The following is a 12,058-nucleotide window of genomic DNA, read 5'->3' on the forward strand; positions in this document are numbered from 1 at the left end:
GTGGTCAGCGCCCGGCCACGTAGCACTGGACGTTGTGGTTGCCGGCCTTCCAGTCCGTCCGCGAGCTCAGTCGGGCCCACCACGCCCGCTTCTGCGGGCAGTGGGTGCGGGCGAACCTCTGGAACTTCTTCTCCGCCGGGTAGGCGCTTCCGGGCATCCGGTGGGTCGAGGCCGCCCGGTAGTGGTGGGTCTGGGTGCAGCCGGTCAGGTAGCCGGTGCCCTTGCGCACCACGATGCAGCCGCGCTCGGACGTGGTGATCTTGCCCAGTGCGGGCTTGACCGTCGGCAGGTTCAGGAGGCTGCTCTTGCCGCCGAAGAGGATGAGGTCGCACCGGATCCACCGGGCGCCGTGCGCGATCTGGTCCTCGGTGGGGAAGTAGAAGGCCCCGGCGTAGGCGGTCTTGGACACCTTGGCCCAGGGGGCGTCGAGCGTCTTCCGGACGGACTTCATGCAGCCGGGGACGACCTTGTTGTAGATCTTCTCCATGAACGCGGCGTCGTCCGTCGTGCTCCAGGCGAGTCCGCTGGGCAGGTAGGCGACCTTGTGGACGTAGGCGGTGTGGACGGCGCTGCAGGGCACCGCCGGACTGGTGTCGGTGTCGCTCAGGAAGACCTTCCAGCCGTACTTGTGGCACTCGCCGACCGTGGGCGCGCCGTAGGAAGGACCGTCCGGCTCCGCGGGCTGCTCGCCGGCGCGGGCGGCCGTGGCCGAGGTGAGCGCGATGCTCGCGGCCAGGGCGGTGGTGGCCGCGATCGCGGCGAGCGGGCGGAGGCGGCGGAGCGGGTTGGACGCGTGGAGCAGGCGCATGAGCGTGGCAGAACCTTTCGGGAGCGGAGCAGGAGATGCTGGGCCACCCGAGATGGTCGCCGGGTCGATCTGCCGCCCGGCGTAGTCAGAATAGGTGATGCGTGAGGCCGGCTGGCTAAGAAATGAGTCGCTCGTGCGCAACCGGCACCAGCGGTACGGCGGCCAGCGGCAGCGCCGCCGCGATCGCGAAGGCGGCGCCGTAGCCGAGGTGGGTGATGGTCAGCCCGGCGACCGGCGGGACGGCGGCCGCCATCAGGTGCTGGGCGGTGTTCTGCATGCCCATCGCCCGGCCCGACCAGAACGGGCCGGCGCGCTCGGCGACCGCGGTGAAGGCCAGGCCGTTGTCGGCGACGGTGATCGCCGAGGCGGCGACCAGCAGCAGCACCGCCGCCCCGGTCAGCCACGCCACGGAGCCGGACGCCGCGGCGGCGGCGCCGAGCGCCAGCATGGTGACCGCGGCCAGGACCGCGACCTGGCGCATCGGGCGCATCCGGCTGCCGGCGACGTCGGACCACCAGCCGGCGCCGATCCGCGCGCCGGCGCCGACCAGCTGGGTGCCGAGCATCAGCAGGCCGGCGGCCGCGGCCGACCAGCCGAGGTCGTCGATCAGCCAGGTCAGGCCGAAGGTCCAGACGAGGAACTGCGGGCCGACCAGCAGCACCGAGGCGCCGTGGATCCGGGCCAGGAAGCGGTCCTGGCGGTAGGGGTTGGCGGCGTGCGCCGGCGCCTCGTGCCGCTGCGGTCGGGGCGGGTCGAGCACCACCGCGGCGACCACCACCGCCGCCAGCGCGCAGGCAGCGGTCGGCACCCACAGCGCCGCGCCGATGCCGGCCCGCTCGGCGAGCACCGCCATCGTCGCCGCGGCCAGGCCGACCCCGAGCGGCTGGGCGGTCTGCCGGATCCCCATCGCCAGCCCGCGCCGCTCGGGCGGGAACCAGCCGACGACGACCCGGCCGGAGGCGGAGTTCGTCGCGCCCGAGGCGGCGCCGGCCAGTACCAGGGCCAGCGCCATCGCGACCACCGGTCCGCGCGCCGCATCGGCGGAGCCACCCGGGTCACCGGTCGCGGCCCCCGCGATCGCCAGCCCGCCGCCGACCGCGGCCGCGACCAGTCCGACCAGCAGCGAGAACCGCTCGCCGCGGTGGTCGACCACGACGCCCCACGCGATCAGCGTGAGCATCATCCCGAGCAGCGGTGCCGAGGCGACCAGCCCGGCCTCGCCCAGGCTCATCCCGTAGGCGGTGTGCAGCTGGGGGATCAGGAACGCCGGTCCGGTGACCATCGCGGCCGAGGCCGCCTGGGCCGCCGTCGAGCTGGCGAGCATCGCCCAGCGACGCCCCGCGCTGACCCGCTGCCACGCGGGCGGAGCGTCCGGGGTCGGAGTGACGGCCACGCGGTCAGTCAACACCCGCGTCCCGATAAATGAGACGGTGATCTCGCTATCTGGATAGCGGAGGGCGTCCTGGGGCTCGTGGGGTCACCCCGCCGGCGATCAGTCGCCCGACGGCACGATCGCGGAGATCACCGTCCCGTCGGACCGCTGGATGCCGGCGGGGTTGGCGGGCTCCCCGTCCAGACGCGGCCCCTGGTGGGTCAGCGGCACCCGCACCGAGGAGTCCTCCCCGTCCCCGGCCAGCGTGACCACCTTGCCCCGGACGTCGAAGGTCAGCGGCCCGGGACCCTCCTCCAGCTCCAGCTCGACCTCGTCGGTGCGCACCGTGACCTTCACGCGGGTCCCCTTGAGGGTCAGCTTGTACGAGAGCTCGTCCCAGCGCACCGGCAGCCGCGGATCGATCTGCCACTGCCGCTCGCCGTACTGCGCGCCGATGTCGCGGAACCCGCCGAAGCCGGAGACCAGCGCCGACCAGACGCCGCCGGTGGAGGCGACGTGGACGCCGTCGGCGGTGTTGTTGTGCCGGTTGTCGAGGTCGACGAAGAGCGCGGAGAGGAAGTAGCGCAGCGCGAGGTCGTGGTAGCCGACCTCGGCGGCGATGATCGACTGCACCACCGCCGAGAGGGTGGAGTCGCCGGTGGTGATCGGGTCGTAGTAGTCGAAGTCGGCCTTCTTCTGCTCCGCGGTGAACTCCTCGCCCTGGAGGAACAGCGCGAGCACCACGTCGGCCTGCTTGAGCACCTGGAACCGGTAGATCACCAGCGGGTGGTAGTGCAGCAGCAGCGGCCGCTTCTCCAGCGGGGTGTTCTCCAGGTCCCACATCTCCCGCTCCAGGAAGTGCATGTCCTGGGGGTGGATCCCGAGGTGGTCGTCGTAGGGGATCGCCATGCTCTGCGCCGCCTCGGCCCACTCGTCGGGCTCGTCGTCGGTCAGCCCGGTACGACGGACCAGCTGCGCGTAGGCGATCGGGTCCTCGCGCTTGAGGTCCCACACGGCGTGCGCCGCGCGACGCAGGTTGAAGCGCGCGAGCACGTTCGTGTACAGGTTGTCGTTCACCACGGTCGTGTACTCGTCCGGCCCGGTGACGCCGTGGATGTGGAAGGTGCGCCGGGTCTCGTCGCGCCAGAACCCCAGGTCGGCCCAGAGCCGCGCGGTCTCGACGAAGATGTCGATCGCCTCGCGGGCCAGGAAGTCGAGGTCGCCGGAGGCGCCGACGTACTGGCTGAGGGAGTACGCGATGTCGGCGTCGATGTGGTACTGCGCGGTGCCCGCGGCGTAGTAGGCCGACGCCTCGTGGCCGTTGATCGTGCGCCACGGGAAGAGCGCGCCCTTCTGGGCCAGCTCGCGGGCGCGGCTGCGGGCGGAGTCGAGCAGCGTGTAGCGGAACCGCAGGGCGTTCCGCGCCGCCCACGGGATCGTGTAGGTCAGGAACGGCATCACGTAGATCTCGGTGTCCCAGAAGTAGTGACCGCCGTACCCCGAGCCGGTCACGCCCTTGGCGGCGATCCCCTGGCCCTCGGCGCGCGCCGAGGCCTGCAGGATCGAGAAGAGGTTCCAGCGGACCGCCTGCTGCAGCGCCTCGTGGCCCGGGATCTCGACGTCGGCGGCCTCCCAGAACTTGCCCAGCCAGTAGCGCTGCTCGTCGAACTCGTGCTGGACGCCCTGCTCCCACGTGCGCGCCAAGGTCCGCTGCGCGCGGTCGATCAGCTCCCGCGGCGGCACCGAGTCGGCGGTGTGGAAGGAGACGATCTTGGTGATCCTGATCGGCGTCATCGGCTCCGCGGCGACGCGGTAGATCACCTTCGCCATGTCGTCCTCGGCGATCGCCTCGGCGCTGTAGCGGCAGTCGGTGTCGATCCGGTGATCGGCGACCACGCCCAGCGTCATCCCGGACTCCGTGGTCTTGTAGGCCAGCTCCAGCCGGCCGGTCCCGGCGTCGGCGTGCTGGTGGGCCGGCTGCAGCACGCGGCGGTTGAAGGCCTCGGCCTTGCGTGGGTCGCTGGCGGTGGTGTCGTGGTTCTGGGGTCCCTCGACCGGCTGCTCCTGGCGGTCCTGCCGGTTGAGCAGCTGGGAGGAGATCGCGATCGAGGCGCGGGTCTCGAGCACGGTGACCTCGAAGGTCATCACGGCGAGGTGCCGCTGCCCCAGCGGCACCATCCGGGTCGAGCGGATCCGCACCTTCTTGCCGCCCGGGGTGCGCCAGAGCAGGTCGCGGGTCAGCACGCCCTCGCGCAGGTCGAGCGATCGCTCGTACTCCAGCAGGTCGGCGGTGGAGAGCTGGAGCGGCTCGTCGTCGACGTAGAGCCGGATCACCTTCGGGTCGGGGACGTTGACGATCGTCTGGCCGATCCGCGCGAAGCCGTAGGCCTCCTCGGCGTGGTTGATCGGCCAGGTCTCGTGGAACCCGTTGATGAAGGTGCCGTCGACGTGCGCGTCGCGGCTCTCCTCGTAGTTGCCGCGCAGGCCCAGGTAGCCGTTGCCGACGCTGAACAGCGACTCGGTGGTGCCCAGGTCGTCGGAGTCGAACCGGGTCTCCACCAGGCGCCAGGTGTCCACCGGGAACCGGGTGCGGTCCATCGGGTCCGCGACCGGGGGAGCGATGTGGGACGGCCCGAGGTCGTGCTGGGCGTTCACCGCTCCGCCCCCGACTCCGCGGTCTCGCCGTCGGTCGCGCCGGTCGCGTCGGTCGCGCCGGTCGCGCCGGCCCCACCGGCCCCACCGGGCGGGAGGAGCTGGTCCAGGTCGGTCACCACGACGTCCGCGCCGGCGTCGCGCAGCTGGTCGGCGCCCACGCCGCGGTCCACGCCGATCACCAGGGCGAACGCGCCGGCCGCGCCGGCGCGCACGCCGCTGACGGCGTCCTCCAGCACCACCGCGCGGTCGGCGGTGACGCCGAGCTCGCGGGCGGCGTACAGGAAGGTGTCGGGGGCCGGCTTGCCGTCCAGCCCCTGCTCCGCGGCGACGCCGCCGTGCACGACCACGGGGAAGTAGTGGCTGACCCCGGCCGCCTCCAGGACGTCGGGCGCGTTGCGGGAGGAGGAGACGATCGCCATCGGCGTCCCCCGCTCACGGAGCAGGTCGAGGAGGCGCAGCGAGCCCGGGTACGGCGCGATGCCCTCGTCGGCGAGCACCTGCCCGAAGTAGCCGTTCTTCCGGTTGCCGAGCCCGTGCACGGTCTCGGCCTCGGGGCCGTCGTCCGGCGAGCCGTCGGGCAGCTCGATCCCGCGTGAGGCGAGGAACGAGCGGACGCCGTCGGAGCGCGGCTTGCCGTCGACGTAGGTGAAGTAGTCCTCGGCGGTGTACGGCGCGGAGTCACCCCGCGCGGCGAGGAAGTCGTTGAACATCTTCGCCCACGCGTGCATGTGCACCTCGGCGGTCGGCGTGACGACGCCGTCCAGGTCGAACAGGGCAGCCTCGTAGTCGCTCCAGTCCATTCCTGCAGCGTAGCCAGCGTCGAGTCGTTCGCGGTTTCATCGCGGTGAACCTCCCGTGTGGCGCCGCGACGTGCCGTACGCCACTCGGAGGATCAGGGGCAACCCCGAGGTGAAAGGGGTGCCTGTTCTGGTGGAATACGCCTCATGCAGCTGTTCGGCTCCCTGAAGCGGTACCTCGGCCTGTGGGTGCTGAACCGCACCATGCGCAACGGCATCGACCTGCGCAAGCTCCGCTTCTTCCCGGACGCGCTCAGCCTCCCGCTGAAGCGCGACGGTCTGGACCCGCTGCCGGGGCTGATGAGGACCCAGGCCGAGGAGCCGGTCAAGCGGCTCGCCGAGCTGTTCGGCCGCGGCGTGTGGCTGGTCTCCGGCTACGACGCGGCGCGTGAGGTGCTCTCCGGCGACGCCGAGACCTGGTCCAACGACCTGGGCCAGTTCGTCTCCCAGGAGGGCCGCACCGAGGAGGAGCAGATCGGTGGGCTCGGCATGACCGACCCGCCGCTGCACACCCAGCTGCGCCGCTACCTGACCCCGGAGTTCACGATGCGCCGGCTGGCCCGGCTGCAGCCCTCGATCGAGGCGGTCGTCGCCGGCCGCCTGGACGCGATGGCGGCCGCGGCCGAGGAGGGCCGCCCGGTCGACGTCGTCGCCGAGTTCGCGTTCGCGGTCCCCTTCGAGGTGATCTGCGACCTGCTCGGCCTGCCGGTCGAGGACCGGAGGCGCTTCTTCGAGCTCGGCGTGGCCCGGTTCGACCTCTCCGGCGGCGGCGCCGGCGCGTTCGGCGCGCAGGCGCAGACCCGCGAGTTCCTGATCAACGCGGTCAAGGAGCAGCGGCTCGCCCCCGGCGACGGGCTGATCGGCGCGATGATCGCCGAGTACGGCGACGAGCTGGACGACGTCACCCTCGGCGGCATCGCCGACGGCGTCTTCCTCGGCGGCTACGAGACCAGCGCCAGCATGCTGGCGATGGGCACCTACCTGATCGCCTCCACGCCCGAGGCGGCGCGGATGCTGCGCTCGGACCCGGCGTCGGTGGACCGGGTGATCGAGGAGCTGCTGCGCTACCTGTGCGTGGTCCAGCTCGCCTTCCTCCGCTTCGCCAAGCGCGACGTGGTGATCGGCGGGGTCCCGATCAAGGAGGGCGACTGCGTCGGCGTCTCCCTGCTCGCCGCCAACCGGGACCCGGTGCTGGGCGACGACCTGGGCACCTTCGACCCCACCCGCGAGCCCGTCCGGCACCTCTCGTTCGGCTGGGGCATGCACCGCTGCGTCGGCGCGGAGCTGGCCCGGATGGAGCTGCGCACGGCGCTGCGGATGCTGGTCGAGCGGTTCCCCGACCTGGCGATGGCCAACGACATCTCCGAGCTGGACTTCCGCAAGCTCTCGGCCGTGTACGGCGTCGAGGCGCTCCCGGTGCACCTGTTCGGCGCCGATCGCGCCGCCGTCTGACCGCCGAGCCGGGGGTGAGGAACCGCCGAGCCGGGGGTCGGGTGGTTTCGAGGCTCGCTTCGCTCGCACCTCAACCACCGGCCACCGCTGGTTGAGCTGCGTCGCTCGCACCTCAACCACCGGCCACTGCTGGTTGAGGTGCGAGGCGCCCCGGCGCCGAGCCTCGACACCGAGGCGCCCTGCGCCTGCCCCCTAGGCTCACCCCGATGAGGATCGTGGTGGTCGGCGGCGACGCCGCCGGGATGAGCGCGGCGCACACCGCGCTGCGCCGCGCCCGTGCGGCCGGCCGGCCGGTCGAGGTGGTGGTGCTCGAGGCCGGCGGCGACACGTCGTACTCGGCCTGCGGCATCCCGTACTGGATCGCCGGCGAGGTCGGTGACGGCGAGGAGCTGGTCGCCCGCACCGCCGAGGAGCACCGCTCGGCCGGCATCGACCTGCGGCTGCACACCCGCGCCACCGCCCTCGACCCCGTGCGGCGCACCGTCACCGCGACCACCGCCGACGGGGCCGAGGAGGCCCTCCGGTACGACGAGCTGGTGCTCGCCACCGGTGCGCACCCGGTGCACCCCGACTGGGCGGAGCGGGACGGCGAGCCGATCGCCGGGATCCATTCGGTGAAGACGCTCGTCGACGGCGCCCGCTGGAACGAGCTGATCGCCGAGGCCGAGACCGCGGCCGCCGCCCGGGGCGGCCACGACCACGGAGCCGGGCCGCGTGCGGTGGTCGTCGGCGCCGGCTACCTCGGCATCGAGATGGCCGAGGCGTTCCTGCGCCGCGGCGTCGCGACCACCCTGGTCACCCGCTCGCGGGTGATGAGCAGCCTCGACGAGGAGCTCGGGGACCGGATCGCCGAGGACCTCGCCGGGGCCGGGGTCGTGCTGCGTTCCGGCGTCGAGATCGGCGAGGTGGTCAGCGAGGGGGGCCGGGTCCGGGCGGTGGTCACCACCGCCGGGGAGCGGCTTCCGGCGGACCTGGTGGTGCCCGCGCTGGGCGTCGAGCCGACCACCGCCCTGGGGCGCGCCGCAGGCCTCCCGCTCGGGGAGAACGGGGGCTACCTGCCCGACCCCGGCGGCCGGGTCGCGCCCGGGATCTGGGCGGCGGGGGACTGTTGCGAGTACCGGCACCGGATCACCGGACAGCGCGCGTTCGTGCCGCTGGGCACGCACGCGAACAAGACCGGCCGGATCCTCGGCGCCAACCTGCTCGGCGCCGGGTGGCAGTTCGGCGGGGTGCTCGGCACGGCGATCACCCGGTTCGCCGCCGGCGGCGAGCACCTCGAGGTCGCGCGCACCGGCCTCGGTACCGAGCAGGCCCTCGAGGCCGGCCACGACGTCGCCTCCCTCGTCACCGAGGGCACCACCGCCAGCGGCTACATGCCGGAGGCCGAGCCGATCACCATCAAGGTGCTCGCCGACCGGTCCGACCGTCGCCTGCTCGGCGTGCAGGTGGTCGGCGGGCCGGGGGCCGGCAAGCGGATCGACGCCGCGGCGGCGGCGCTGTGGGGCGGGATGACGGTGGACGACCTGGCCTGGATGGACCTGTCCTACGCGCCGCCGTTCGCGACCGCCTGGGAGGTGCTGCAGGTCGCGGCCCGGCGGCTGGCCGAGAGGCTCTGATCACGTCGCCGGCCACGGGGACCCCGCCGAAGCGGGGCGCCGAGGAGCCAGCGCTTACCCTGACCGGGTGGAGCAGAGGGCCGTTCGCTGGTGGCACCCGCAGCTGCTGGGAGCACACGTCATCGCGCTGGTGCTGGTCTCCGTGGCGATCAGCCTCGGCGTCTGGCAGTACGACGCCTGGCAGGCGCGCCGCGCCGCCGAGCGCGTCGACCTCACCGAGGCCGCGCCCGTGCCGCTGCAGGACCTGATCGGCCCCGACGACCCGTTCCCGCGCGCCGGACTCGGCCGCCCGGTCGAGGTGGCCGGCACCTGGCTGCCCGAGGGCACCGTCCTGGTCTCCGGCCGGGAAGCCGCCGACGGCGCGGACGGCAGCTGGGTGGTGACGCCGCTGACCGACGGCGACGCCACGGCCCCCGCGATCCCGGTGGTGCGCGGTTGGGTGCCCGCGGGCACCGACCCGGCCGACGTACCGGCTCCCGGGGAGACCGGCGAGCTGGTCGGCTGGCTGCAGCCCGGCGAGGGCACCGGCGAGACCGACCCCGACCCGAGCGACGACGTGCTTCCCCAGGTGCGGATCGCCGACCTCGTCCAGCGCGTCGACCAGGACCTGTACGGCGCCTACGTCGTGGCCGAGGAGCCCGAGCCGGGCCTGGCCGCGGCGACGCTGGACCAGATGCCGGAGGTCAGCCGGTTCACCGGCCTGCGGAACATCCTCTACGCCATCGAGTGGTGGGTCTTCGCCAGCTTCGCTGCCTTCCTCTGGTGGCGGTACGTGCGCGAAGCGCTCCAGGAGGCCCGTCGGGACGCCGGTGGCGAGGCCGGTCCGGACGGCTCGGGTGACGAGGCTGACGCCGGCGACGATTCGATGCCGGCGCAGGGAGACCCCGTAGCCTCGGAGTCGTGACGAAGCTCTTCACCACCTACCGGGTGCTGGCCTACATCGTCGGCGTCCTGCTCCTGGTCGGCACGCTCGACGCCGTCCTCAAGTACGGGTTCGCCCAGGGCACCGGGCCGCAGCGCCTGGGCGAGGACCTGGACATCGTCTGGATGGTCCACGGCTGGATCTACATCGTCTACGTGATCATCGCCTTCATGCTGACCCAGAAGGCGCGCTGGGCGCTCCCGCAGTTCCTGCTGATGATGATCGCCGGTCTGATCCCCGGCCTGATCTTCTGGGTCGAGCACAAGGTCGCGCTGCAGCTGCGCGACGACCTCGCCGCCGAGCTCGCCGACGCCTGACCGGTCCCGCCGGCGGTTGAGGTGCGAGGCCGCCTGCGGCCGAGCCTCGAAGCCAAGGCCCGTCACGCGGGTCTGGTGGTTTCGAGGCTCGCTTCGCTCGCACCTCAACCACCGGAGCCTCACTCGGCCGGCTTCTCCTCGGTCTGCTTCTCCTCGGTCGCGTCCGCCTGCTCGGCCGCGGCCTCGACCTCGTCGATGGGGTCCGTCAGCGGGTCGGGCGCCGGCTCGGCGTCCGCATCCGGCTCGGCGACCGTCTCCGGTCCCGGGGTCGGCTCGGGCTCGGGGGTGGGTGTGGGCTCGGGCGCGGGGGTCGGCTCGGGCTCGGGCATCGGCGGCGTCGGGGGCACCGGCGGGATCGTCGCCGAGGGGCCGGCGGACGACTGCCACTCGCTGCCCGCGCCGCCGCCCTGGAGGCGCTTGGCGACGGCCGCCACCGCCACGCCGAGGCCTGCGACGATCACCAGCTTCTTGAGCTTCGCCATGGTGGGGGTCCCTTCTGCCGCTCGGCCCACCGGTCGGTGGTGCCTGGTCTGCGCCCATCCCACCACGGGTGGCTGTCGGCGACCACCCGCGTCCACCGTAGGATCGACGCACCGACCCGCCGCGCGCGGCGGCACGGCACCACCCCACGCTCCGGGCATCCGGGTCCGGGCACACAACGACGTGAGGATCGACAACCGCCATGGCAGATCTCCAGGCCGTCCTGAAGACGAACAAGGGCGACATCACCGTCAACCTGTTCCCGAACCACGCGCCGGAGACGGTCGCCAACTTCACCGGTCTCGCGACCGGGGAGAAGGCCTACGACGCCGGCAACGGCCGCAGCGGCCCGTTCTACGACGGCCTCGGCTTCCACCGGGTCATCCCGAACTTCATGATCCAGGGCGGCTGCCCGCTGGGCACCGGCACCGGCGGCCCGGGCTACCAGTTCAAGGACGAGATCCACCCCGAGCTCGTCTTCAACAAGCCCTACCTGCTCGCGATGGCCAACGCCGGCCCGGGCACCAACGGCTCGCAGTTCTTCATCACCGTCGCTCCGACCGACTGGCTGAACCGCAAGCACACGATCTTCGGCGAGGTCGCCGACCAGTCCAGCCGCGACGTGGTCGACGCGATCGCGACCACGCCGACCGGCGCGATGGACCGCCCGATCGAGCCCGTGGTCATCGAGTCCGTCGAGATCATCGGCGCCTGACCTCGATGACGGAACCTACGGCCGGGGTGCCGACCTGTTACCGGCACCCCGACCGTGAGTCCTACATCCGCTGCCAGCGGTGCGGGCAGCCGATCTGCCCCGACTGCATGCGCGAGGCGGCCGTCGGGTTCCAGTGCCCCTCCTGCGTCTCCGAGGGGGCGAAGGCGACCCGCGCCGGACGTACGACGTACGGCGGGATCCGCTCGGGCAAGCCGGGCTCGGTGTCGGTCACGCTGATCGGGATCAACGTCGCCGTCTGGGCGGCGATCCTGCCCACGGGCGGGGCCGGCAGCCGGCTGGTCGACCTGCTGGCGCTGCGGCCCAACGGCCTGTGCCAGCTCGGGCCGGGCCACTTCGACGTCGCCCGCTCCGCCTGCCTGGCCAACGGCGGGACGTGGCTGCCGGGCGTCGCCGACGGCGCGTACTGGCAGCTCATCACCAGCGCGTTCGCGCACGTCCAACCGCTGCACATCGGCTTCAACATGCTCGCCCTGTGGTTCCTGGGACCGCAGCTCGAGCACGTGCTGGGCCGTGCCCGCTTCGTGGCGCTCTACCTGGTCTCCGCGCTGGCCGGCTCGGTGTCGGTGTTCTGGCTCTCCGGCCAGTACCAGCTCACGCTGGGCGCATCGGGGGCGGTCTTCGGCCTGATGGGTGCGCTGCTCGTGATCGGCACCAAGATGAAGGCCGACATCTCCGGGCTGTGGGGCTGGCTCGCGCTCAACGTGCTGATCACCTTCATGCCCGGCACCAACATCTCCTGGCAGGGCCACGTCGGCGGCCTGCTCGGCGGCGCCCTGGTCGCCGCGATCCTGGTCCTCGCGCCCCGCGGCCCGAGGCGCGGCACCGTCCAGTGGGCCGGCGTCGCCGGCTTCACCGCGCTCCTGCTCGCCGCCACGGCGCTGCGCGTCGTGCAGCTCAGCTGAG

Annotated in this window: 11 protein-coding genes; 6 read left to right on the forward strand and 5 right to left on the reverse strand. The window is 72.9% G+C overall.

Translation table 11 applies throughout. From position 1 onward, the window contains the following. Nucleotides 1-4: 4 nt before the first annotated feature. The 4 genes from E8D34_RS00815 to E8D34_RS00830 all read right to left on the reverse strand — a co-directional run bounded on the left by E8D34_RS00815 (nucleotide 5) and on the right by E8D34_RS00830 (nucleotide 5,635). The gene (locus E8D34_RS00815; protein WP_136592671.1) at nucleotides 5-808 is read right to left on the reverse strand and encodes a septum formation family protein; all 804 of its coding nucleotides are present in this window, start codon (nucleotides 806-808) and stop codon (nucleotides 5-7) included. A 115-nt stretch (nucleotides 809-923) separates the two neighbouring features. Continuing rightward, a complete protein-coding gene (locus tag E8D34_RS00820; protein WP_240771012.1) occupies nucleotides 924-2,201 on the reverse strand; it encodes an MFS transporter in 1,278 nt (425 codons plus the stop codon). Between the two features lie 99 nt (nucleotides 2,202-2,300). Further along, complete coding sequence (locus E8D34_RS00825; RefSeq protein ID WP_136592958.1) at nucleotides 2,301-4,778, reverse strand: glycosyl hydrolase family 65 protein; 2,478 nt, start codon at nucleotides 4,776-4,778, stop codon at nucleotides 2,301-2,303. A gap of 53 nt (nucleotides 4,779-4,831) precedes the next feature. Next, nucleotides 4,832-5,635 carry a beta-phosphoglucomutase family hydrolase gene (locus E8D34_RS00830; RefSeq protein ID WP_136592672.1) on the reverse strand — a complete coding sequence of 268 codons (804 nt, stop codon included), beginning with the start codon at nucleotides 5,633-5,635 and terminating at the stop codon, nucleotides 4,832-4,834. Between the two features lie 144 nt (nucleotides 5,636-5,779). Between E8D34_RS00830 and E8D34_RS00835 the strand changes: the two genes are divergently transcribed. The 4 genes from E8D34_RS00835 (at nucleotide 5,780) to E8D34_RS00850 (ending at nucleotide 9,939) form a co-directional block, all read left to right on the forward strand. Further along, nucleotides 5,780-7,084, forward strand: a complete 1,305-nt coding sequence (locus E8D34_RS00835) for a cytochrome P450 (RefSeq protein WP_136592673.1) — start codon at nucleotides 5,780-5,782, stop codon at nucleotides 7,082-7,084. 206 nt (nucleotides 7,085-7,290) lie between these two features. Then, a complete protein-coding gene (locus tag E8D34_RS00840) occupies nucleotides 7,291-8,700 on the forward strand; it encodes an FAD-dependent oxidoreductase (RefSeq protein ID WP_136592674.1) in 1,410 nt (469 codons plus the stop codon). Nucleotides 8,701-8,767: 67 nt separating this feature from the next. After that, on the forward strand, nucleotides 8,768-9,604 hold the full coding sequence (locus E8D34_RS00845) for an SURF1 family protein (protein ID WP_136592675.1): 837 nt from the start codon (nucleotides 8,768-8,770) through the stop codon (nucleotides 9,602-9,604). Continuing rightward, nucleotides 9,601-9,939, forward strand: a complete 339-nt coding sequence (locus E8D34_RS00850; RefSeq protein WP_136592676.1) for a DUF3817 domain-containing protein — start codon at nucleotides 9,601-9,603, stop codon at nucleotides 9,937-9,939. Before E8D34_RS00845 ends, E8D34_RS00850 begins: the two co-directional genes overlap by 4 nt. Nucleotides 9,940-10,058: 119 nt before the next feature. Here the strand turns inward: E8D34_RS00850 and E8D34_RS20995 are convergent, their stop codons facing one another. Then, nucleotides 10,059-10,421: a hypothetical protein gene (locus E8D34_RS20995; protein WP_206056490.1), complete on the reverse strand. Its 363-nt coding sequence runs from the start codon at nucleotides 10,419-10,421 to the stop codon at nucleotides 10,059-10,061. A gap of 200 nt (nucleotides 10,422-10,621) precedes the next feature. On the opposite strand from E8D34_RS20995, the gene E8D34_RS00860 reads away from it, so the two are divergent. Both E8D34_RS00860 and E8D34_RS00865 read left to right on the forward strand, forming a co-directional pair. Further along, nucleotides 10,622-11,134 (forward strand): peptidylprolyl isomerase, encoded by a 513-nt coding sequence (locus tag E8D34_RS00860; protein ID WP_136592677.1) that lies wholly within the window; start codon nucleotides 10,622-10,624, stop codon nucleotides 11,132-11,134. Nucleotides 11,135-11,139: 5 nt separating this feature from the next. Further along, nucleotides 11,140-12,057 (forward strand): rhomboid family intramembrane serine protease, encoded by a 918-nt coding sequence (locus E8D34_RS00865; protein ID WP_136592678.1) that lies wholly within the window; start codon nucleotides 11,140-11,142, stop codon nucleotides 12,055-12,057. Nucleotide 12,058 lies beyond the last annotated feature (1 nt).

Origin of the sequence: Nocardioides sp. GY 10113 (assembly GCF_004919105.1) — a bacterium.
Lineage (GTDB): Bacteria > Actinomycetota > Actinomycetes > Propionibacteriales > Nocardioidaceae > Nocardioides.

Bases quoted from the DNA above. Each gene is read 5' to 3' on its own strand.
- E8D34_RS00815 (WP_136592671.1), bottom strand. From the start codon at position 808: ATGCGCCTGCTCCACGCGTCCAACCCGCTCCGCCGCCTCCGCCCGCTC.
- E8D34_RS00825 (WP_136592958.1), bottom strand. From the start codon at position 4,778: ATGGACCGCACCCGGTTCCCGGTGGACACCTGGCGCCTGGTGGAGACC.
- E8D34_RS00830 (WP_136592672.1), bottom strand. From the start codon at position 5,635: ATGGACTGGAGCGACTACGAGGCTGCCCTGTTCGACCTGGACGGCGTC.
- E8D34_RS00835 (WP_136592673.1), top strand. From the start codon at position 5,780: ATGCAGCTGTTCGGCTCCCTGAAGCGGTACCTCGGCCTGTGGGTGCTG.
- E8D34_RS00840 (WP_136592674.1), top strand. From the start codon at position 7,291: ATGAGGATCGTGGTGGTCGGCGGCGACGCCGCCGGGATGAGCGCGGCG.
- E8D34_RS20995 (WP_206056490.1), bottom strand. From the start codon at position 10,421: ATGGCGAAGCTCAAGAAGCTGGTGATCGTCGCAGGCCTCGGCGTGGCG.
- E8D34_RS00860 (WP_136592677.1), top strand. From the start codon at position 10,622: ATGGCAGATCTCCAGGCCGTCCTGAAGACGAACAAGGGCGACATCACC.
- E8D34_RS00865 (WP_136592678.1), top strand. From the start codon at position 11,140: ATGACGGAACCTACGGCCGGGGTGCCGACCTGTTACCGGCACCCCGAC.